General features: G+C 38.5%; 27 protein-coding genes. 2 read left to right on the forward strand and 25 right to left on the reverse strand.

Annotation, left to right across the window (positions count from 1 at the left end; translation table 11 throughout):
* Positions 1-466: 466 nt before the first annotated feature.
* Positions 467-622 (forward strand): hypothetical protein, encoded by a 156-nt coding sequence (locus tag EK17_RS09320; RefSeq protein ID WP_156957489.1) that lies wholly within the window; start codon positions 467-469, stop codon positions 620-622.
* 17 nt (positions 623-639) lie between these two features.
* Positions 640-1,554 (forward strand): putative CRISPR-associated protein, encoded by a 915-nt coding sequence (locus EK17_RS00265; RefSeq protein WP_035586406.1) that lies wholly within the window; start codon positions 640-642, stop codon positions 1,552-1,554.
* Positions 1,555-1,569: 15 nt separating this feature from the next.
* Here the strand turns inward: EK17_RS00265 and EK17_RS00270 are convergent, their stop codons facing one another.
* The 25 genes from EK17_RS00270 to EK17_RS00390 are packed head-to-tail and all read right to left on the reverse strand — an operon-like array spanning position 1,570 to position 22,398.
* Positions 1,570-1,872, reverse strand: a complete 303-nt coding sequence (locus EK17_RS00270; RefSeq protein ID WP_035586408.1) for an antibiotic biosynthesis monooxygenase family protein — start codon at positions 1,870-1,872, stop codon at positions 1,570-1,572.
* A gap of 9 nt (positions 1,873-1,881) precedes the next feature.
* Positions 1,882-2,526 (reverse strand): HAD family hydrolase, encoded by a 645-nt coding sequence (locus tag EK17_RS00275; protein WP_035586410.1) that lies wholly within the window; start codon positions 2,524-2,526, stop codon positions 1,882-1,884.
* A gap of 26 nt (positions 2,527-2,552) precedes the next feature.
* Complete coding sequence (gene fabF / locus EK17_RS00280; RefSeq protein WP_035586413.1) at positions 2,553-3,785, reverse strand: beta-ketoacyl-ACP synthase II; 1,233 nt, start codon at positions 3,783-3,785, stop codon at positions 2,553-2,555.
* Positions 3,786-3,799: 14 nt separating this feature from the next.
* Entirely contained in the window at positions 3,800-4,036 is a 237-nt protein-coding gene (acpP, locus tag EK17_RS00285) for an acyl carrier protein (RefSeq protein ID WP_035586416.1), read from the reverse strand.
* Between the two features lie 24 nt (positions 4,037-4,060).
* On the reverse strand, positions 4,061-4,804 hold the full coding sequence (fabG, locus tag EK17_RS00290) for a 3-oxoacyl-[acyl-carrier-protein] reductase (protein ID WP_035586418.1): 744 nt from the start codon (positions 4,802-4,804) through the stop codon (positions 4,061-4,063).
* On the reverse strand, positions 4,801-5,736 hold the full coding sequence (gene fabD / locus EK17_RS00295; protein ID WP_035586421.1) for an ACP S-malonyltransferase: 936 nt from the start codon (positions 5,734-5,736) through the stop codon (positions 4,801-4,803). Before fabD ends, fabG begins: the two co-directional genes overlap by 4 nt.
* A 2-nt stretch (positions 5,737-5,738) precedes the next feature.
* Positions 5,739-6,686: an enoyl-[acyl-carrier-protein] reductase FabK gene (fabK, locus tag EK17_RS00300; protein ID WP_035586424.1), complete on the reverse strand. Its 948-nt coding sequence runs from the start codon at positions 6,684-6,686 to the stop codon at positions 5,739-5,741.
* A 2-nt stretch (positions 6,687-6,688) separates the two neighbouring features.
* Positions 6,689-7,666, reverse strand: coding sequence for a beta-ketoacyl-ACP synthase III (locus EK17_RS00305; protein WP_035586428.1), 978 nt, complete (start codon positions 7,664-7,666; stop codon positions 6,689-6,691).
* Positions 7,663-8,694 (reverse strand): phosphate acyltransferase PlsX, encoded by a 1,032-nt coding sequence (plsX, locus tag EK17_RS00310; protein ID WP_084675027.1) that lies wholly within the window; start codon positions 8,692-8,694, stop codon positions 7,663-7,665. The genes EK17_RS00305 and plsX overlap by 4 nt, the downstream gene beginning before the upstream one ends.
* Positions 8,695-8,874, reverse strand: coding sequence for a 50S ribosomal protein L32 (gene rpmF, locus EK17_RS00315; protein WP_035586431.1), 180 nt, complete (start codon positions 8,872-8,874; stop codon positions 8,695-8,697). It abuts the gene before it with no gap.
* A gap of 2 nt (positions 8,875-8,876) precedes the next feature.
* Complete coding sequence (ndk, locus tag EK17_RS00320) at positions 8,877-9,302, reverse strand: nucleoside-diphosphate kinase (protein WP_035586434.1); 426 nt, start codon at positions 9,300-9,302, stop codon at positions 8,877-8,879.
* Positions 9,295-9,546 (reverse strand): FmdB family zinc ribbon protein, encoded by a 252-nt coding sequence (locus EK17_RS00325; protein ID WP_035586436.1) that lies wholly within the window; start codon positions 9,544-9,546, stop codon positions 9,295-9,297. Before EK17_RS00325 ends, ndk begins: the two co-directional genes overlap by 8 nt.
* A 1-nt stretch (position 9,547) precedes the next feature.
* Positions 9,548-9,805: a DUF167 domain-containing protein gene (locus tag EK17_RS00330; RefSeq protein WP_035586438.1), complete on the reverse strand. Its 258-nt coding sequence runs from the start codon at positions 9,803-9,805 to the stop codon at positions 9,548-9,550.
* A gap of 50 nt (positions 9,806-9,855) precedes the next feature.
* The gene (locus EK17_RS00335) at positions 9,856-10,614 is read right to left on the reverse strand and encodes an ABC transporter permease (RefSeq protein ID WP_035586441.1); all 759 of its coding nucleotides are present in this window, start codon (positions 10,612-10,614) and stop codon (positions 9,856-9,858) included.
* Positions 10,581-11,324 carry an ABC transporter ATP-binding protein gene (locus EK17_RS00340; protein WP_198018113.1) on the reverse strand — a complete coding sequence of 248 codons (744 nt, stop codon included), beginning with the start codon at positions 11,322-11,324 and terminating at the stop codon, positions 10,581-10,583. Before EK17_RS00340 ends, EK17_RS00335 begins: the two co-directional genes overlap by 34 nt.
* Positions 11,296-12,213: a MetQ/NlpA family ABC transporter substrate-binding protein gene (locus EK17_RS00345; RefSeq protein ID WP_051904314.1), complete on the reverse strand. Its 918-nt coding sequence runs from the start codon at positions 12,211-12,213 to the stop codon at positions 11,296-11,298. The genes EK17_RS00340 and EK17_RS00345 overlap by 29 nt, the downstream gene beginning before the upstream one ends.
* Positions 12,210-13,505, reverse strand: coding sequence for a 30S ribosomal protein S12 methylthiotransferase RimO (gene rimO, locus EK17_RS00350; RefSeq protein ID WP_035586447.1), 1,296 nt, complete (start codon positions 13,503-13,505; stop codon positions 12,210-12,212). Before rimO ends, EK17_RS00345 begins: the two co-directional genes overlap by 4 nt.
* Entirely contained in the window at positions 13,502-14,605 is a 1,104-nt protein-coding gene (locus EK17_RS00355; protein ID WP_035586450.1) for an NAD(P)H-dependent flavin oxidoreductase, read from the reverse strand. The genes rimO and EK17_RS00355 overlap by 4 nt, the downstream gene beginning before the upstream one ends.
* 5 nt (positions 14,606-14,610) lie before the next feature.
* A complete protein-coding gene (locus EK17_RS00360) occupies positions 14,611-14,949 on the reverse strand; it encodes a phage holin family protein (protein ID WP_035586452.1) in 339 nt (112 codons plus the stop codon).
* On the reverse strand, positions 14,949-15,452 hold the full coding sequence (lptE, locus tag EK17_RS00365) for an LPS assembly lipoprotein LptE (protein ID WP_035586454.1): 504 nt from the start codon (positions 15,450-15,452) through the stop codon (positions 14,949-14,951). Before lptE ends, EK17_RS00360 begins: the two co-directional genes overlap by 1 nt.
* Complete coding sequence (gene leuS, locus EK17_RS00370) at positions 15,452-17,896, reverse strand: leucine--tRNA ligase (RefSeq protein WP_035586456.1); 2,445 nt, start codon at positions 17,894-17,896, stop codon at positions 15,452-15,454. The genes lptE and leuS overlap by 1 nt, the downstream gene beginning before the upstream one ends.
* 16 nt (positions 17,897-17,912) lie before the next feature.
* On the reverse strand, positions 17,913-19,580 hold the full coding sequence (gene ilvD, locus EK17_RS00375; RefSeq protein WP_035586458.1) for a dihydroxy-acid dehydratase: 1,668 nt from the start codon (positions 19,578-19,580) through the stop codon (positions 17,913-17,915).
* A gap of 46 nt (positions 19,581-19,626) precedes the next feature.
* Complete coding sequence (locus EK17_RS00380) at positions 19,627-20,016, reverse strand: acyl-CoA thioesterase (protein ID WP_084675030.1); 390 nt, start codon at positions 20,014-20,016, stop codon at positions 19,627-19,629.
* Positions 20,009-21,211 (reverse strand): glucose-6-phosphate isomerase, encoded by a 1,203-nt coding sequence (locus EK17_RS00385; protein ID WP_051904315.1) that lies wholly within the window; start codon positions 21,209-21,211, stop codon positions 20,009-20,011. The genes EK17_RS00380 and EK17_RS00385 overlap by 8 nt, the downstream gene beginning before the upstream one ends.
* Positions 21,212-21,213: 2 nt before the next feature.
* Entirely contained in the window at positions 21,214-22,398 is a 1,185-nt protein-coding gene (locus EK17_RS00390; RefSeq protein ID WP_035586461.1) for a methyl-accepting chemotaxis protein, read from the reverse strand.
* Positions 22,399-22,401 lie beyond the last annotated feature (3 nt).

The following is a 22,401-nucleotide window of genomic DNA, read 5'->3' on the forward strand; positions in this document are numbered from 1 at the left end:
CCCTACTTTTCTTACTTACTCAGAGGGAAAACAAAACTTAATTAGACTTAATTGAGTTTCATTTATGTTCTAATAGGTGTTTATTCAAGTAGGGGCTCGACAGGCTCCTTTATCGAGCCTGACGCCAGAAACTCTTCAAAGACTTTCTTAAGTAGGCAGTCGGGCTTGATGAAGGGAATTATCCGACCACCATCTGTCTTGGGTTTTCCAATTGTAGCTGATGGTCGGACACCTACTTTTTTACCTGCTCATAAGAATTGCAAAGCTTTATTAAGCTCAATTAGACTTTATTTATCTTCTTGAGATTGTTTGATTAAGTAGGGGGCTTGGTAGACACTATGAAAAATTCTACTCTGTTCTAAATTTCATCTATTTAAAATTAAAAACCTAAATTTATTGATTGACATATATAAACTGAACTGTAAAATTATTAACATAAACTATATATTATCTAAAGGAGGTAGGAATGAATTATATAATAACAACAGTCGGGCTTAGCAGCCTAACAAATGGCCTAAAAGAAAAGTTTAAAGCAGGAGATATTTATAAATATTCAAACTCTAAAGAAAAAGATATAGATAAAATTTCTTGGAAAATTTTCTCAATGAATTTAAGCTGTTAAAAGAAAAAGTTCTACTTATGAATGAAAATGAATTAAAAAAACTTTCAGCAGAAATGAATGCCTTGCTTACATTTTACAAATCTTCCTTTAATAAGAATGATATCCACAAACTTTTAATAACAGATACATTTCTATGCAAAAAATCAGCCGAAATAGTTGAATTGTTTTTAAAAAACAAAGGTTTTAGAGTTTCAATTTATGCCCCTAAAAATTTACAAACATCAGATATAGAAAGTTTTCACTTGTCACTATCAGAAATTGTTAGAGATTTATCAACAGAATTGGATGGATATAGAAAAAGTGGATATAAAATAATTTTTAATCTTACAGGTGGATTCAAAAGTATCAATAGCTTTATGCAAAGTATGGCAAGTATTTGGGCCGATGAAAGTATTTATATATTTGAAACAAGTAGAGAATTGCTTAGTATTCCAAGATTGCCGTTAAAAATTGATGAAACAATTTTTAGAAAAAAAATCGAAACTTTTAGATATTTGGAAGATGGAATTAAAATAGATGAGGAAACATTAAAAGACATACCAAAAAGCTTGATATTAAAAATTAACGAGGAATATATCCTTTCACCGTGGGGAGAGATTGTATGGCAAAAAGTTAAAAAAGAACTCTTTAAAGAATTATTAAGTTATAGGATGATAAGCTACTCAACTGAATTCAGGAAAAACTTTGGAAAACTAAATGAAAACGAAAAAATCCAAATAAACGAGATGTTGGATTTACTTGACAAGTATAAATTTACAAAAGATGAAAAATTTAACCTTAAATCCTTAAGATACCACGCACTTAGCGGTAAAATCTCTCAACAGTACAAATATGAATTTTATCCGTTTTCTGGGGATAATAGCAGACGAGCTTATTGCAATGAGAAAAATGGAAAGGTTATAATTGAAAAAATCGATTCTCACCTAAAGTAACAAATAAAAAAACTTCTACTCAGCGAAAACCTCATAATGCTTCACTTTTTCTTCAAACTCCAGGAGGAATTCTTTATCTTCAGGGTAGTATTTGGCTTTTTCGTAATCCTCCCCTGCAAAATTTTTTATAACTTCTAAATTTTCCCAGAATGTTATCAGTAAAAAATGAGCTTCATCACCCTCTAAAGATCTAAGAAAAACGAGCCTAACAAACCCCTCTGTATTTTCATAATCAGGTATTGCCTTAGATTTTAAAAATTCGCTATAAGCTTCGTAGTCTTCAGCCTTAGTGCGTCCATGCCAAATTCTTGCAATCATACAACCCCTCTACCTTACAATCTCAATCAAATCAAAAGGATGATTAATCACATAATCCACGCTAAATTTTTTTAAAATTCCTTTATCTCTAAATCCAAAAACCACCCAGCCTATTTTTACTTTAGCATTTTTAGCGGCTAAAATATCGTTTTCTGAATCACCAACAACAAATGAATTCTTCAAAAAAATATTATGCTTCTTTGAGAGTGCAATAATCGGATAGGGATCAGGTTTTTTAAAAGGAAAACTATCTCCACCAACAAAATCCTTAAAGTATTTTTTTATACCCAAACCCTCAAGAATCTTATATACAAAACGATAACTCTTATTGCTTACAACAAACATATCAATGTCTTTTTCATTCAACCTATTTAAAACCTCTCCAAAACCATCGTAAAGTTTTGTGTTATCAAGCAGATGCTTATCGTAATAATCCAAAAATTCAGCCATAAAGCGATCAAATAGTTCAATTTTATTCTTTTTCAAAAGTGTATCCTCAACAAGACGCCTTACTCCGTTGCCAACAAAGGAAAAGATTTCTTTATCATCCAATGGTTTTAAGTTAAACACTTGAAGCGTATGGTTTATACTATCGGCTAAATCCCTTTTTGAGTCAACTAATGTGCCATCAAGGTCAAAAAATATATGTTTCATAAGAAAAAAGGGGCATTCAGCCCCGTTTAGATTTTTTTGAAGATTATAACAGCGTTTGTGCCGCCAAAACCAAAAGAGTTGGACATAACCGTTTTAATCTGTTTTTGCTCAGCCACATTGGGTGTATAATTCAAATCGCACTCATCGTCAGGATTATCAAGATTTATAGTAGGCGGAATTACACCTTCTTTTAAGGCAAGAACGCTAAATACAGCCTCCACACCACCTGCAGCTCCAAGCAGATGTCCCGTCACAGATTTTGTAGAGCTTATGGAAAGCTTATAGGCATGCTCACCAAAAACCCGTTTTATAGCCTTTGTTTCGATAATATCGTTAAAATAGGTGCTTGTTCCGTGTGCGTTTATGTAATCGATTTCCTCGGGGTTCAACTTAGCGTCGTTTAAAGCCATTTTCATGGCAGCAATAGCACCCTCGCCTTCAGGATCAGGAGCAGTATAGTGGTAAGCATCATCGCTCATACCAAAACCTGCAAACTCTGCAAGTATCTCTGCATTCCTTTTTTTGGCATGCTCATACTCCTCAAGAATCAAAATACCGGCACCCTCACCGATGATAAAGCCATCCCTGTCTCTGTCAAACGGTCTTGAGGCTTTCTGGGGTTCATCGTTTCTTGTTGAAAGTGCTTTCATATTGGCAAAACCGCTAACTGCAAGGGGTGTTATGGTGGACTCTGTCCCACCACAGATCATAACATCAGTATCGCCGTATGCTATGCATCTTGCAGCAAGCCCGATGGAATGCGTTCCTGTTGCGCAGGCTGTCACATCGCTAAAGTTAGGCCCTTTTAGCTTAAACTGCATTGCTATGTTGCCTGCGGCCATATTGATCACAGCAATAGGAATAAAAAACGGAGAAACACCCTTCTGCCCTTTTTTTAATAAAGCTTCGTTGTATTTCTCAATCGTTGCAAGCCCACCGATACCGCTACCAACACTCACACCGATTCTGTATGGATCCTCTTTTTCAACATCAAGACCGGAATTTCTTATAGCCTCATCCGCAGCCGCAATGGCATAAAGCGAAAACAGATCGATCTTTTTTACATCCTTTTTTGATACATACTTTGTAGGGTCAAAACCCTTAACTTCCCCTGCAATCTGCACGCTAAAGTTAGTTGCATCAAACCGCGTTATTTTATCTATGCCGCTTTTACCTTTAACGGCGTTTTCAAAGCTCTCTTTTGCGGTTAACCCTACAGGAGTTATGGCACCTACACCGGTAACTACAACCTTGCGCATAACTCTCACTCAGCTTACTTGTTTAGATGAGCTTCAACATAATCGATGGCATCCTGAACTGTTACAATCTTGCTTGCATCTGAATCAGGAATATCGATGCCAAATTTCTCCTCCATTGCCATAACAAGCTCAACGGTATCTAAAGAGTCAGCACCAAGGTCTTCAATAAATTTAGCCTCAGGTTTTACCTCCTCTTCATCAACTCCCAGCTGCTCAACAACAATCTTCTTTACTTCCTCTGCTACATTCATCTGTTCAAACCCCCTCTTTTATTTTTAAATATACAATCCTCCGCTTATATTAATCACCTCACCGGTGATATATGAAGCTTCCTCACTGATTAAAAACTCAACTAAATTTGCCACATCCTCAACACTACCCAGTCTTTTAAGTGCAATAGAGTTTAAAAGAGCCTTTTTTTGCAAGATATTCAGCTTTTCCGTCATATCCGTTTCAATATAGCCAGGTGCAATGGCATTTACCCTGATATTGCGGGAGCCAAGCTCCCTTGCTAAAGATTTTGTCAAACCTATCAAGCCAGCCTTTGATGCTGCATAGTTAGCCTGACCTGCATTGCCCATCAATCCAATAACGCTGCTGATATTTATTATAACACCAAATTTATTTTTAATCATATACCTGCTAACATGACGAGAGCAGTTCAATGCACCCTTCAGGTTTATATCAATCACCCTATCTATCTGTTGCTGCGACATCTTCACAATCAAATTATCATCGGCTACACCGGCGTTGTTTATCAGATAATCGATGCGTTTATGTTTTGCAATAATTTCTTTTGTTGCAGACTCAACCTCAGAAAAATTGGAAACATCAAACTGCACTATCTCGCAATCACCACCATCTCTCTTTATTCTCTGGGCTACTTCTTTGGCGTGTTGTTGGCTTGATGAGTAGTTTATAACCACAAATATGCCTTTTGTTGCAAGCTGGTATGCAATCTGTGCACCAATGCCTCTTGATGCACCAGTAACTAAAGCTACCTTTCCTTCAAATCTCATACGCTATCCTTATAACTGTTATAACTTTTTAAGTCAACCACATAATTGATATTTGCTTTTCTCATTTGTCGCTTAAGCATCGAAGACAACACATTCTTTGGACCAAACTCAACAAAATCATCACAACCCATCTCAACAGCCTTAGCAACATTATCTGTCCATCTAACAGGAGCTGTTATCTGTTCTATTAAGAAATCCTTTATCTGGCTGGATTTTTGTATAACTTCAGAATTAGTGTTTTCTATAACAGGTTTTTTAGGATCGCTGAATGAAATTTTATCAAGCACAGCAGCCATTTTATCCTTTACAGGCTCCATTAAAGCACAGTGGAAAGGGGCTGAAACCTTAAGCGGTATAACCTTTCCAAGTCCAAGATCAACGGCTTTTTTTGATAGTTCTTCAACGCCTTTTGCATATCCAGAGACTATAACCTGATTCTCGGCGTTGTAGTTTGCAATCTGACAATAACCGTTCTCGATGCTCTGGCTAACCTCTCTGCAAAGCTTCTCCACCTCATCGTGCTTTTTTGTAATAATTGCAGCCATAGCGCCAATGCCCTCTTTTACTGCTTCCTGCATAAAACTGCCGCGCCTGTTAACCGCATATACGGCATCTTCAAAATCCATCGCATCGGTTGCAACAAGTGATGAATATTCACCAAGCGAATGACCCGCCGTCACATCAAAATCAAAATCGGTTTCACTTTTAATTAATCGTAGAATAGCCACCGATACGGTAAGAATCGCTGGCTGTGCATTGGCAGTGAGCGTTAGCTTTTCCTCAGGCCCATTGAACATCAACTCCGTTAAGCTAAAACCCAGGGCTTTATCAGCACTCTTAAATGTATCCTTTACAATATCGAAAGCCTGATAGAGGTCATACCCCATCCCAACAAATTGAGAACCCTGTCCTGTAAACATCAAAAATCGCATAACTAAACCCCGACAAGTTGTGATAGGTTTTTTATTATAGTCTCAGCTTCTTTAACTATATCCTCAATGATGTCTTTTACCGGTTTTATGTCGTTTATCAAGCCTGCAATCTGACCAGCCATTACAGAGCCGTTTTTAACATCACCCTCCCTTGCTGCAAGCCTCAGCCTGCCCTCACCAAATTTCTCAAGCTCTTCCTTTGTTGCTCCGCTGTTTTCTAATTTCAAAAACTCTCTTGCAAGCTTATTTTTCAAAATCCTTACTGGATGACCCGTTGCTCTTCCTGTAACAACCGTATCTCTATCTTTGGCTTTTACAATAGCCTCTTTGTATGATTCAGCTATTGTGCACTCCTTTGATGCAACAAACCGTGTTCCCATCTGAACACCTTTGGCACCTAATGCAAGTGCAGCAACAAAACCCCTGCCATCTGCAATACCACCCGCTGCAATAACAGGTATATCAACAGCATCAACAACCTGTGGAACCAAAGCCATAGTAGTGAGTTCACCTATATGTCCACCGGATTCAGTACCTTCTGCAATCACAGCATCAGCACCTGTAACTTCCATCCTTTTAGCCAATGCAACACTTGCTACAACAGGTATAACCTTTGCACCTATGGATTTAAATTTATCCATATATTTACCAGGGCTTCCAGCACCCGTGGTTATCACTCCAACTCTATGTTTAACAACAACATCAACCACATCATCTACATAGGGGGAAAGCAACATTATGTTAACGCCAAACACCTTATCTGTAAGTTGTTTGGCTTTGATAATCTCTTTTTCAACCCACTCAGCCGGGGCATTCCCTGCTGCTATAATACCAAGGCCACCAGCCTCAGACACTCCTGCTGCAAGGTTTGCATCTGAAACCCACGCCATGCCACCTTGAATAATCGGATATTTTATACCCAACAGATCACAGATCTCTGTTTTTATCATACCTACCACCTTATAACGCCTGCAGACCAGGTCAAACTTGCACCAAAACTATTTAACAAAACAATATCCCCTTCCTTAATTTTTCCACTTTTATATGCCCAATCTAAAGCAAGTGGAATCGATGCAGCAGCTGTATTGGCGTGTCTATCAATTGTAATTATTACTTTATTCATATCAAGACCAACCCTTTTTGCAACACCTTCAATAATCCTTCTGTTTGCCTGGTGGGAAACCATCCAATCTACATCACCAAAATTCAAACCAACCCTATCAAGCACCTCTTGAGAAACACCTGCTATACTTCTTATTGCCATTTTAAATGTTTCATTGCCTTTCATTTTTATGTAAATATCTCTATTCTTTATTACTTCTTCGCTGCATGGATACCTGCTGCCTGGTGCAGGAACAATCATAAGATCCGTATACCTTCCATCTGAATGCAAAACCATATCCAGTACACCGACACTATCATCATCCACTGCCTCAAGCAATACCCCTGCTGCACCATCACCAAAGATCACGCAGGTTGACCTATCCTGCCAGTCAACGATTTTGCTTAATGTTTCAGCGCCTATAACAAGAGCATTTTTTACCATGCCTGATCGAATATAGGCATTTGCAACAGAAAGAGAATATGTAAAACCACTACATGCCGCATTTATATCAAACCCAAACGCATTATAAGCTCCTATCTTTTCCTGAACAAACAAAGCTGTAGCAGGCAAAGGATGTTCGGGTGTTACAGTAGCTATAATTATAAGTTCAATATCTGAGGCAGAAAGTCTTGAGTTTTTTAAAATATCTAAAGCTGCTTTAGCTGCAAGCTCAGCTGTAGTTTCTTTATCTGCTATATGTCTTATTTCAATACCGGTTCTTTGCTTTATCCATTCATCAGATGTATCGACCATCTTTTCTAAATCAAAGTTAGTCATTATCTTCTCAGGCAGGTAAGCACCTGTGGCAGTTATTTTTGCATTCATTGCCTCACAGCCCCTTTCAACTGATTTAAAACACTGCAATTTGCAATAGCTGTTTCAATTTTATCGTTTACATGCTCGGCAGAAAACTTCAAAGCCTTTAATATAGCATTTTTAATAGCCCTTGCCCTGCTTCTTCCATGGCTGATAATACAGCTTCCATTAACCCCTAAAAGCGGCGCCCCCCCGAACTCTGCATAATCTGTTTTTGTTTTAAGAACTGAAAATGCCGGTTTGGCAAGTAAATACCCTACTTTATACCAGAAACTCTTTTTTATCTCTTCTTTCAAAAACTCACCTATAACAGACGGAATAGACTCAGAAACCTTCAAAACTACATTACCAACAAAACCATCACACACAACAACATCAGCTTTACCTTTATAGATTTCATCACCCTCTATATTGCCTATAAAATTCAAGCCGCTTTTTGATAAAAGATCGTAAGCTGCAAGTGTTAGCTGGTTGCCTTTTCCAGGCTCTGAGCCGTTGCTCAATATAGCTATTCGTGGCTTTTCTATGCCACCAACATACTTTACATAAACAGCCCCCATTAGGGCAAATTCAACCAGATGAGATGGCTTGCAGTCAACATTTGCACCCACATCAAGCAATAAAACCTTTCCAGAGATAGTAGGCAGAAGCGTTGCTATAGCAGGTCTTGAAACACCCTTTATTCTTCCTAAACCAAACATGGCAAACGCCATGGCGGCACCGGAATTTCCAGCTGTTACAAAAGCCTCAGCCCTGCCCTGCTTAACAAGCTCCACGCCGACAGACATCGATGAGTTTTTAAGTCTTAATGCCTGTGAAGGTTTATCCGACATTCTAACAACTTCGGTAGCTGATACTATTTCACACCTTTTTTTTATCTCTTCATCAAATGATTCTACTAACGAACCCAATTCATCCACTTTTCCTACTAAATAAATGAAAAGTTCGTTATTTGCCTTTAATGCAAGCTTTACTCCCTCTACAATCTCAAAAGGTGCATGGTCGCCACCGAAGCCATCTACAGCTACGGCTATCATTTACTCCTCTGGTGTAATAACCTCTCTATCACCGTAATAACCACATGATGGGCAAACCCTGTGCGGTAGTTTATACTCACCGCAGTTTGGACATTTAGATAGAGGTACACTTTTTAACTTCTTGTGCGTTACCCTTTTTGCAGCCCTTGAATGACATGACTTTCTTTTTGGTTGTGCCATGGCTATTCTCCTTTTACAATTTCTAATTCGTTAAAGAAAAAGTTTATTTCATAATCTGCAGATTCTTTTGAATCCGATCCATGAACAGCATTTCGCTCTATGTTGCTTCCAAAAAGCTTTCTTATTGTGCCATCTGAAGCCTCTTGCGGGTTTGTTGCCCCCATCAGCTTTCTGTAATCTTCTATGGCGTTTTCCTTTTCAAGCACCATAACAATAATCGGACCTTCACTCATAAATGTTGTCAATGAATCGTAAAACGGTCTTTCTTTATGAACGATATAAAACTTCTCAGCCTGTTGTTTTGTAAGCCATACCTTTTTCATAGCTACGATATCAAAACCGTTTTTCTCAAGCATAGATATAACTTTTCCTGAATTTTTAGCAGCTACACAATCCGGTTTGATAATAGACAGTGTCCTTTCAACCACTCTTTGCCTCCTTGGTCTGTGATTTTGAAGATGCTGATGTAGCATTATTGCTATTTGACGATGATTTATAATCTGTGGCATACCAGCCACTACCTTTTAGCTCAAAAGATGTTGGTGATATGAGCTTTTTTATGCCGCCTTTTTTTCCACAGTGCGGACATACCTCAGGTGGAGGATCGGAAAACTTCTGAAGCAGCTGAAATCTACTAAAGCAGAATTTACACTCATACTCATAAATCGGCATCTCAAGCCTCCTTAAGCTTCATCGTAATCTCATCTTCATCGGCACAGTCGATTTTCACCCTTTTAAGCTTTGAGCCTTTTCCTGAAATTATCTCAATACAACCCTTTGCAATCTTCAGTTTCTTTGCAAGCAACGCAATAACGGCTTTGTTTGCTTTACCCTCAACAGGCCTTTCTTTTACTTTTACCACGACTATATCACCGTCTAAAGTAACGCCTTCCTGTTTTGAGGAAGGTTTAACCTTAAGTTGCAAAATCAACTGCTCCCCCCTAAAAATCACACAAAATTAGCATAACAAGACCCATAAAGTCAAGTCCTGGTTTTATAAATCCATCCACACAACCAGATATTCAATATTTCGACAATTATATAAAAAGCAAAACCCATAAAAGCCATAGCGCTCATTGCAGCATACAAAAGAGGGTAATTAACAGCACTCCAGGCATCCATTATCATAAAACCAAGCCCTCTGCTTGTTGCAAACGATTCAACAAAAAACAAAACGGCAATCGATGTACCCACACTGATCTTTAAGCCTGTAAACAGATACGGTAAAATATATGGAAAAACAAGATGGACATATATATCTTTCTTTGTAGCGTTCATGCTTTTTAAGGTATAAATATAGTTTTGCTCAATTCTTGCAGCACCATCCCTAACAGCCATCCAGATTTGAAAAAAGCAGATAAAAGCGATAAGCAGAATCTTGGATGTATCGCCTATTCCGAATAAAATCAAAAACAGCGGCAAAAGCACAATATGAGGAATAGGATAAAGTATAAACAAAAAAGGCGAAAGCACCTTGTCCATCTTTTTTGAAAAACTCAGCAAACCAAAAAAGACGCCGCTTCCTAAGGCAAGCATTAAGGCAGCAATTACTCTAAAGAGTGAGTATTCCATATTCTTAAAAACTTCTCTGCTGTGTGCAACCAGAGCATGAAAAACAAAACCAACTTCAGGAAAAGCAGGCGTGGAAAGTATTAATGATAAAACATTCCACAATGTGACTATGATAAAAGTAGCTAAAATATAGCCTAAAACTCTATTAATGCCCTTAAACTTTTGCATTTTTCAAAAAATTCTACTGAATTTCTGTAAGCTTTGCTGCCAGCCTGTGGGTTTTCTATAACAGCTTTTAATTTTGCAGGTCTTCTACTAAAAACAAGTATGTATTTAGCCAAATAAACTGCTTCCTCTATGCTGTGGGTTACAAGAATCGATGTAAAATTGCCCCTTAAAAAAAGCTCAAGCATAAAATCCTGAAGCTTTTCTCTACTTAGTGCATCAAGTGAGGCCGTTGGCTCATCCAAAAAAACAATCTCAGGATCAACAACAAACGATCTGGCAAATGCAACCTTTTGCCTCATACCGATAGAAAGCTGGTAGGGAAAATGGTTTTTAAACTCATCAAGCCCCAACTCCTTTAAAATTCTCTCAACCCTTTCTTTTCTTTTGTTTTTTTCTATATGTTTGATTTTCAAAGGCAGCTCAACATTTTTGAAAACGCTTTTCCACGGCAACAACCCGTGGTCTTGAAAAACAACAGAGGATTTATCCAAAACAGAATTAACCTCTCTTCCTTCAAAAACAATACTACCTGTTGATGGTTTTATAATCCCCGCCATCATCAAAAGAAATGTAGATTTGCCACAACCCGATGGACCTATAATTGCATATGAGCAATTTTTCTTAAACTCAAACGATATATAATCAACAGCAGCTGTACCATCATCATACACCTTTGATAAATTATTTACCACAAGCATATTCAATTTCACAGCAGGAAGGTTCTCTATTAATAAGCTTCTTTTCCATCATCCAATTTACATATGAGTAAAAATCGCTACATCTCAATCGCTCAAAAGGGGTGTAGTGGGGAATAATGTAATCGCTCTTTATCAGTTTGGGCACTCTTGCTATCTTCTCTATGGTTTTTCTGTATCTATTGGGATCTTTGTTGATCAGTTTGACAGCTTTATTGTATGCTTTTTTAAACTTAACACAGACATCGGGATGTTTTTTTAAATAATTCGCTCTAAAAACCCAGACAGTGTGAGATATGCTCTTTTTAAAATAGGCATCGGAATAGATAAGTTTTGCTCCTCGCATCAATGCATAGGTAGCCAAAGGTTCTGGCAGAAGCGCTGCATCAACTCTCCCTTTAAGGAGCATTTCAACCCTCAAAGGCATCTTTTTTATTTCAACCTTTTTTACCTTAATGCCGCGTGGTTTTAAAATCCTATCAAGCACATACTCAATAATCGAATTTCTTGAGATGGCAACGGTTTTTCCTTTAAGGTCTGAGAGTTTTTCTATATCTGAAGAAGGAGATGCAAGCAGGCTAAAGATTCCCTCTGTTGGTTTTACACCTAAAGCAACCGATACAATTTTCACACCAAATCCACTCTCATTGAGCAGAACAGCTGCAATTGGATCGGCAATTTCAGCATCTATTTTTTTAGCCTCTAACGCTGCATCACGCTCTAAAGCACTATTAAAATAAACTATTTTAACATTTAAACCTGCCTGTTTGAAAAATCCCTTCTGCTTTGCTATTACGACAGGTGCAACATCCTCAATCTTCAAAAGACCTATTCTTAAGACTTCTGCATGAGACTGAATAGCCAAAAAGACCACTACTATAACAAACAAAACAACCTTTTTCATTTTTCCTCCTCTACAATACCAATCACATCTACGCCCTCTACCTGAGAAATCCTCACACTTACAAAATCGCCAGGTTTTAAATGGGGCTGTTTTTTAATGTAAATTATACCGTCTATCTCATAGGCTGATCTGTAGCTGCGAGCCTGAAGATAGTCTTCTTTATCACTTTCTCCATCAATAATTACCTCAAATTTTTTATTTAAAAATGTTTCATTAATGTTTTCTATTACTTGAAGATTTAAAAGTTCAATCTCTTCAAGTCTCTGCTGTTTTATTTCCTCATCAAGGTCTTCAAACCGTTTATAAGACAGCGTGCCTTCCTCATGGTAGTAGGCAAAAAAGCTTGCCCAATCAAGCCTGTATTGCTCTATAAAATCAACCAACTCCAAAAAATCCTCATCCCTTTCTGTTGGAAAACCAACGATAAAAGTTGATCTTATTGCTATACCTTTAACCCTATCTCTGAGTTTTTCAATAAGATGCTCTATATCTTTCCTTGTGTATTCTCTACCCATATCACTAAGCAGCCTATCACTAACATGCTGAAACGGCACATCGATGTATCTAACCAATTTTTTTGAGGTTGACATAAACTCTACAAGCTCATCACTGATAAGACTTGGGTAGGTATAAAGCAGCCTGATCCATTTAATGCTATCAACCCCTTCAAGTTTTTCAAGTAGGCTTACAAGGCCATTTTTTATATTTTGTTCTCTTAAATAAGCCGTAGTATCCTGAGCCACAAGATACAGCTCTTTGACCCCATTTTCTGCCAGCAGCCTGGCCTCTTCTGTCAATTCATCTATGGGCCTTGAGTAAAATGTACCCTTTATAAGTGGGATAGCGCAAAAACTGCAGCCGTGAGAGCAGCCATCTCCAATCTTTAGATAGCCGATATGCGGTACAAAAAATGATCGCCTTTTGCAATACGGTTTATCAGGCAACTTAGAATTTTCAAAAAAGGATATAATCTTTTCTAACTCACCTACACCAACAAAACCATCAACCTCAGGCAGTTGAGTTTTTAGCTGATTTTTATACCTTTCATACAAACAACCACAAACTATTAGTTTTTTTGAAGGATCTGATTTTTTAAATTCTGCAAGCTCAAGTATGGTTTCTATAGATTCTTCTTTGGCAGGCTCAATAAAACCGCATGTATTGACAACCAAAAAATCGGCCTCTTGAGGTGACTTTGCAATCTCAACATTGTTAAACCTCAAAAGACCCAGCATAAACTCGCTATCTGCTGTATTTTTTGGGCAGCCGAGACTTTCAAAATATACCCTCAATGTTTACCTGCTCTTCTTTTTGCTGATATATAACCATCGATCAATTCTTGAATTAACTCCTTAACAGATACAATTCTATCAACCCTGTAAACATTGGCTCCCGCAAAGGCAAATCCGCCTGCAAACCGCCCCTTTTGAGCATTGACAAGCGCCTGCGTTATACAGTAGGGGGCTTTTTTATAATCACAACCCTTTAAGCACTGCCAGATACACTTAAAAGGCTGCTTCTTGCCCTTTTCAACCTCTTCAAGAAACTTGTTCTTTATAGCCCTTCCTGGCAAACCAACAGGACTTTTAATTATGACCACATCCTCTTTTTTTGCTTTTATGTAAGCCTCTTTAAACCTAACATCAGCATCACATTCATGGGTTGCAACAAATCTTGTGCCCATCTGAACGCCATCAACACCTATCTCATCAATAAAACGATATATATCCTCACCTGTATAGATACCACCAGCTGCAACCACAGGCACCTTCTTTGAATATTTCTTCTCAAACGGTTTCACCGCTTCAATAATAGGTGGAACTATATTTTCAAGTGCATAATCGGGATCAAACAACTGCTCAGGTTTAAATCCCAGATGACCACCAGCCATAGGACCTTCAACCACAACACAATCGGGGATATCTTTATAATGCCTATCCCAGTATCTAAAAATTAATTTACATGCTCTATCCGATGAAACTATAACACCAAAAGCCGTGTTACTACCCTTAAGTTTTTCGTAAGGAATATCAAGGGGCAAACCTGCACCTGCAAATATAATGTCAGCCTGCTCCTCAATGGCCACCTCACAAAGACGGTAAAACTCACTCATTGCAACCATTATGTTTATGCCGATAATACCACCTTCTGCTTTCTCTCTTGCCCTCTTGATCTCTTTTCTCAACGCTCTCTCGTTTGCCTGTTGAGGATTTATAAAAAAATCATCCTCCTCAATCATACCGATCTCAGCTGCAGAAATCACACCAATTGCACCCTCTTTTGCCACAGCTGAGGCAAGATTCGAAAGTGAGATACCAACACCCATTCCACCCTGAATAATAGGTATTTTTGCCACCTTATCCTTCATCTTCAATGCCGGAATATCACCCATACACCCTATTCCCCCACAAACATATTCAAAATAAAACTAACAAAACTCATAAACAGCGAAGCTACAAATGCTGCCCAAAATCCACTAACATCAAACCCTCTGACAATTTGGGCGGTAATCAAAATCATAATCGTGTTTATAACAAGTGTAAATGTGCCCATCGTTAATATATTTAACGGAAGCGTAAGAATAATCATTATCGGTCTTAGCGATGCGTTTAATAATCCAATAAACAGGGCTGCAACTGATAAACTAACAATACCACTAACCGTTACGCCCTTTACTATAACAACCGCAATACCCAGCGCTATGGTATTTATCGCCCAGCGCACCAAAAACTTCATCAGAAATTAACAAATAAAGCGTCTCTGAGTTTTAAAGCCAAACTTTTTAATACATCTTTGGATATTTTATTTTTCGCCTTCTCTGTTGCCAAAACCTGATCTTTTGCATCAAAATCTTCAGATTCCTCAATCTGCTTTTCATCTATTACAGGCTTGCCATCTTTATCAAACAGAGAAAACACAGCCACAATACTGCAGCGGTATCGTGATGCAAAGCCACTCTGTGAAAACGAAACAGGATTAACCGAGTAGTTTATTATTTTCACCTTTAAAAACCCATCGGCAAGCTGTTTATCCACCACGCTAAGCCTGGAATCTAATTTCAAAGTGTTTATAATATCTCCCTTAAAATAGGTTTGCAGATTCGGCTGGGTTGTCAAATTTTCAATATTTTCAACATAAATAGCCTTTATACCACCTACAGCAGCATTATTCTGACCCACAAAGCTATAGGCGCAACCGCTGAGCAAAAATACAGCAAATAACAATATCAATCTTTTCATCATTTCACCACAATATTGAGCAGTTTATCTTTTACATAGATTTTTTTAATAACGGTTTTGCCGTCTATATGCCTTTTTACCTTTGCACTTTGAATAGCTTTTTCAAATATCTCATCCTCACCAAGCCCTGCATCTGCTTCAATCGTATCCCTTAGCTTGCCATTAACCGTTATGGCAATCGTAACTTTATCCTTTATAAGGGCTTTGCTGTCATATTTAGGCCATTGTTCATAGGCGATTAAGCCACTATGTCCGCTTATCTGCCACAGCTCCTCGGCAATATGCGGCACAATCGGATTAAGCAATACAAGCAAAACCTCCAAAGCCTTTGCAAACAAAGCCTCTTCTGAGTCAGTTTGCGGTTTAAAATCCTGCAGAAAGTTTACAAATTCCATGCAGGCCGCAATAGCAGTATTAAAATGATAATCCTCAAAATCCTCAGTAACCCTTTTTATCGTAAAGTTAATCATATAGTTGAGCTTCTTAAGTCGCTCACTGTCTATTTCCACATCTCTTGACTTTAAATTTTTATAATTAACAACAAGACGCCACAGTCTATTGAGAAACCTATAAGCACCCTCAACACCCTCATCCGACCACTCAAGATCCTTTTCAGGCGGTGCAGCAAATAAAATAAACAGTCTTGCCGTATCTGCACCGTAGTTGTTTATAATATCATCCGGGTCAACAACATTACCCTTAGATTTGCTCATTTTTGCGCCATCTTTTATAACCATACCCTGTGTAAGCAGCCTTTTAAACGGCTCAACTGAATCTGTATAGCCTAAATCGTGCAAAACCTTGGTAAAATAGCGCGCATACAAAAGATGCATAACGGCATGCTCAATGCCGCCAACATATTGATCAACATCCATCCAGTAGTTCACCTTCTGTCTTTCAAAGATATCCTTTTCATACTTGGGAGAACAATACCTCAAAAAATACCAGGAGGATTCCATAAATGTATCAAATGTATCGGTTTCCCTTTTTGCTTTTGCTCCACAAACAGGACAGGTTGTATTAACAAATTCTTCAACCTTTTCAAGTGGTGAGCCACCCTCACCTGTTATCTCAACATTTTCAGGCAATCTAACGGGTAGATTTTCTATCTTTTCGGGCACTATACCGCAGTTTGGACAGTAAATAACAGGAATCGGTGCACCCCAGTATCTCTGGCGAGAAACATTCCAGTCACGCAACCTGTACTGATAACCCTCTTTTGCAAGGCCTCTCTTCTTTAGCCATGCAACGATCTCCCATTTGGCTTTCTCATTATCCATTCCATCAAAATCAGCTGAATTTACCAAAACGCCTCTTTCTGTGTAGGCTTCGGTTAGCTTTTTGCCTTCATCTGGCACACCTTCGGCTTTAATAACGATCCTGATAGGCAGGTTGTATTTCTTTGCAAATTCAAAATCACGCTGGTCATGGGCAGGCACGGCCATTACAACACCTGTTCCATACTCCATTAAAACAAAGTTTGCAGCATAAAGTGGAATTTTTTCATTTGTTGCAGGGTTAATTACATAAACGCCTGTAAAGATACCCTCTTTCTCTTTAGAAAAATCCCTTTCAGACTTTCTAAACTTTTCAGCAAACGCTTTAAGCTCCTCTTTCTTTTTATCATCAACAAGCCTAGAAAGTTTTGGATGATCGGGCGCTATAGAAACAAAGGTTGCACCAAAAAGTGTGTCGGGTCTTGTTGTAAACACCTCAAGATAATCATCAACGCCATCAATTTTAAACTTAATAAATGCACCCTTTGATTTGCCTATCCAGTTTATCTGCTGGATTAAAACCTTCTGCGGCCAGCCTTCTTCGATTAATTTCATATCATCAAGAAGCCTATCTGCATAATCTGTAATCTTTAAAAACCACTCATCCATATCTTTTTGTATAACCTCGCTGCCGCATCGCCAGCATCTGCCATCTTCAACCTGCTCATTGGCAAGCACCGTTTTGCAGCTTGGGCAGTAGTTTACCGTGCTTTTAGCTCTATAAACCATGCCTTTTTTAAACATCTCAATAAAGATCTTCTGCTCCCATTTATAATAGTCAGGATCGCATGTTATTACGAGGCGATCCCAATCATAAGAAAATCCCAGCCGCTTAAGCTCCTTGATCATGTAATCGATATTGGAATATGTCCACTTAGCCGGATGGGTTTTATTGGCAATGGCAGCATTCTCAGCCGGCAGTCCAAACGCATCAAAGCCCATTGGATGTAAAACATTATAACCTTTAGCAAACTTATAACGGGCTATTGCATCGCCGATTGAGTAGTTTCTCACATGACCCATATGGATTCTGCCAGATGGATACGGGAACATCTCAAGCTGATAAAATTTGGGCTTTTTATCAAAATCCCTTGCCTTAAATACACCCTCTTTTTCCCATATCTTTTGCCATTTTGTTTCAATTTCTGCTGGATTGTACTTCTCCAATTTTAAAACCTCCGTTTTAGTATTCTAAAACAGCTCCTTTTGCAGCTGAACCTACCATTTTAGCGTATCTTGCAAGCCATCCCTTTGTTATTTTTGGTGGTTTTGGTTTAAAATTCTTTCTTCTTTGCTCAATCGTTTTCTCATCAACAAGCAGATTCATCGTTTTATTTTCAACATCAAATTCTATTTTATCACCCTCTTCTATTAAACCGATCAAACCGCCCCTTGCTGCCTCAGGTGCAATATGACCCACAGACAGACCTCTTGTTGCACCAGAAAATCTACCATCGGTTATCAAAGCAACATCCTTATCAAGCCCCATGCCTGCTATGGCACTGGTTGGCTGAAGCATCTCTTTCATTCCAGGGCCTCCAGCAGGACCCTCATACCTTATAACAACAACATCGCCTTTATGGATATCCTTTGCAAATATTGCCTTCAAAGCTTCCTCTTCAGAATCAAATACACGTGCCCTGCCAACAAATTTATTCATAGATACATCTACGCCGGATTGCTTCAAAACAGCACCATCCGGTGCAAGATTGCCTTTCAAGATAGTCAAACCGCCTCTTGGGAAATATGGTTTATCAAGTGGTCTTATCACTTCATCCCTGTAAACACGGGCGTTTTTGTAATTCTCATAGATCGTTTTGCCGCTCACTGTAATACAATCGTGATTAAGCAAACCCAAAGGCTCAAGTCTATTCAAAAGCGCCATCATACCACCAGCTTCATCTAAATCCTGCAGATGATACGGACCAACAGGAGAAAATGCGCACAGATCCGGCACCTTATCGGTTAGTTTATCAAAATCATCAAGCGTTAAGTCAACCTCAGCCTCGTTTGCAATGGCAAGCAGATGTAAGACGGTGTTTGTCGAGCATCCCATAGCCATATCTGCAACAATGGCATTTAAAAAAGCCTCTTTTGTCATTATATCGCGTGGCTTGATACCTTTTTCAACAAGCTCCACAATCTTCATACCGGCTAACTTTGCAAGTCTTACCCTTGCAGCCATCGGTGCCGGGATTGTACCGTTACCCGGTAAAGACAGACCAAGCACCTCACTGATGCAATTTATGGAGTTTGCAGAATACATGCCAGAGCATGAGCCGCATGATGGACAACCAGCTTCTTCAACAGCCCTCAGTTCTTCTTCTGTAATCTCACCGTTAACATATTTTCCAACGGCCTCAAAAACCTGAGCAAGGTCTATGTCGGTTCCTGAAAACCTTCCAGCCAGCATCGGCCCACCGGATATCATAATTGCTGGAATATTAACCCTTGCTGCAGCCATCATCATACCTGGAACTATCTTGTCGCAGGCAGGCAAAATAACAAGACCATCTACCGGATGAGCGTTAACCATTGTCTCAACACTGTCTGCAATGAGCTCCCTTGAAGGCAGAGAGTAATGCATACCCAGATGACCCATTGCTATACCATCATCAACGCCAATCACATTAAACTCAATGGGTGTGCCACCTGCCATATAGATACCGTATTTGACAGCCTCAACAAGCTGCTGCATATGAACATGACCTGGAACAATTGTGTTGTATGAGTTAGCAATTGCTATTATCGGCCTGTTTAGTTCAATATCCGTATAACCATCAGCTTTAAACAAAGACCTGTGAGGCGCCCTTTGGGGACCCTTTATCATTATATCACTTCTTCTTGCCATAACAGCCTCCCTGCAAAATTTTGAAAGATTATTAACAAAAAATAGACTATGTCAAGTTGCTAATACACTCGGGTAGTTTTACTATTTTTAAATCCTTATCAACGCTAACCGATAATATCTCAACCTCTGCGGCTAAATCACCATCACCATTTCTTATTTCAAATAAAAGCTCAACAGAGGCTCTTTTTATATTTTTTAAGGCAACAGAAACTTCTACCTCATCGCCAAGTTTTAAGCTCTTTTTATACTTTGCTTTTACCTCACTGACCACAAGATAGATGCCTTCATTATGAAGTTTGAACAGATCGCAGCCCTTACTTAAAAAAAATTCCTGCTTTGCCCTTTCGCAATATTTTAGATAATTGGCATAATAAACCACACCACCAGCATCGGTATCATCGTAGTAAATACGTGTTTTATAAGCCATTTCACCCATTTTTCAATTCCTCTTTTGCATATTTCTTTGATTTTTCCACACCCGGCTGATCGAATGGATCTACACCTAAAAGCTCTCCAGCCTTTGCCGTTGCTATCATCAAAAGCATCAACAAGCTTGCAAGTCCAAACTCATCGGTTCTTTTTAAAAACAATTCTGATACAGCCAGACCTTTTTCCTTCAAAGCCTTAAGTGTTGCGTTTTTTTCAATCTCCATAATTTTGCATAATGAACCTGTTTTGTATTGCCAGATTGTTTTATCATCAACAGCGAAATCCGTTTTACAGGGCATATCAACAAAAACAAAAGCCTTATCTGAAGGACCATCCTGATAAAGCTGCAGCTGGGAATGCTGATCTGTCACACCAACTGCCTCAATAGGCGTCTGACCTTTTCCATTTTTACCCAGACTCTCTGCCCACAGCTGTCTGAACCACTCGCCTATTTTAGCCAATCTATCTTTATAGGCAAAAAACACAAGCATATTTTTGCCTTCTTTATAGTTTTCAACAGCAAAAAGGGCAAAATCGTTTGGCAGGCCAAAGCCGTTTCTATAGCCTCTCACAGCTGTTTTGCCACCTTCAATAAAACCATCAACATCATATCCAAAAAAGGCTAAAGGAAAAACAGCAACAGGCGTAAAAACACTGTATCTACCACCCACCTCTTCCGGGATTAAGAAAGTCTTGATATTGTTTTTTTGTGCAAATTCATACAAAAAACCCTTATCTGAAGTGGTAAACACAAAATGTTTATGTGCTTTGTTGCCAAAGATTTTAGTTAAATGTTTATAGATGGTCGAAAATTGCGCTATCGTCTCAATTGTTGAGCCACTTTTTGAAACAACATGAAACAGTGTTTTTTCAAGATTTAAATTTAAAATAAACTCAATTCTTTCTGGGTCAATGTTATCAAGCACAAAATAGCGTTTCTTGCTTGTGTAATTTGAATAAATCCCTCCTAAGAATGATAAAGCTGCAGTTGCAGGCAAAGCCGAGCCACCTATACCAACCTGCACAAAATTCTCAAACTCTTCAAACTCTTCTGCAGCTTCTTTAACATCCTCTACATCTATTTTACACAAACTTCTTACAAAACCGTAATTTGCCCTGTATTTAAGCCTTTTTGAGTCTGATACATCACTTTTAAACTCAATTGTATTTTCTAACTCTAAAACCTCTCTAACCTTTATCATACTCAAATCCTGAAGCCTTTAAGATAATTATCCAGGTTTTCAATCTCCCCCTTGAGTCTTCTTAAGTTATCCACAATCTCATCCATAAATCTTTTGTTCTCTTCAACTCTGTCTAAAGCCGAAAGTTGAGCGTTTGTTTCTTCAACCCCTGCAGCAACATTTTCAAGCTCATTAAAGAAACGCTGCAATCTATCGTTTGCTTCTGCTGTCATCTCTTTGACAGTTTCCATGGCATCCTTAAGCGCCTCATTATTCTCTTTTGATTCAACGGTTTTTTCACTGATAAGTTTTATGCTATTTGTCAGCTGGGATGATGTATTTGTCAACACCTTTATCATCTCAGCAATATCTGCCGTAGATTTCTGGGTTTTTTCAGCTAACTCTCTGATTTCATCTGCAACCACGGCAAAACCACGTCCGGCCTCACCGGCTCTTGCTGCCTCAATTGCGGCGTTTAAAGCAAGAAGGTTTGTCTGCTGGGCAATGTCATCGATTATATCCACTGTCTTTAAAATACCACCAACAACATCATCAAGACTCTGTGCTTTTTCTTTAATTCTTTCAACCATTTCAAGTAAAGAATCAACAAACTTTATATTTGAAAGCGTCAAGGAAAAGTTATTATTCAGGGAGTCATTTGAAGCCTCAATCCCTTCTTTTAAATTTGAAAGCTCATCTATTAAAGAATTATACGATGAAGATAAGTTTTCCACAGCTATTCGGATCTGTGAGGCTGCATCAAGCACGCTATCACTGTTTTGCTTTATATTGTGGGTTTTTGCATAAACATTCTCAGAGAGCTTTTCAACAGAACCCACAAGCTCGTAAGTATGTTTTATAACATCAACCAGGGCTTCTACAGCAAGGTTAAACACATTGGCAAGCACACCCAATTCATCCTCTGAATTCAGAAGCTCTCTTTTATCTATCCTTACCGTCAAATTCTTCTTTTCAATCTCTCCAAGATTTTTAGCAAGATAGTTCAATTGAGAAAAAATTACCTTTTTGGCTATAAAAAAAGCACTCAAGCCCACAATCACTCCAGCGATAATGCAGGAAAATATAAATATCAACTCAAAACCTTTTTTAAATGTAACAAAATAGGATGTGAAGATAGGGAAAATAATCCCCATCCCCACACCAAAACCAACCATAGATATAAGTAACAACCTTGTATAACTACGCATAGG

Source organism: Hippea jasoniae, from assembly GCF_000744435.1.
In the GTDB taxonomy this organism is placed as follows: Bacteria; Campylobacterota_A; Desulfurellia; order Desulfurellales; family Hippeaceae; genus Hippea; species Hippea jasoniae.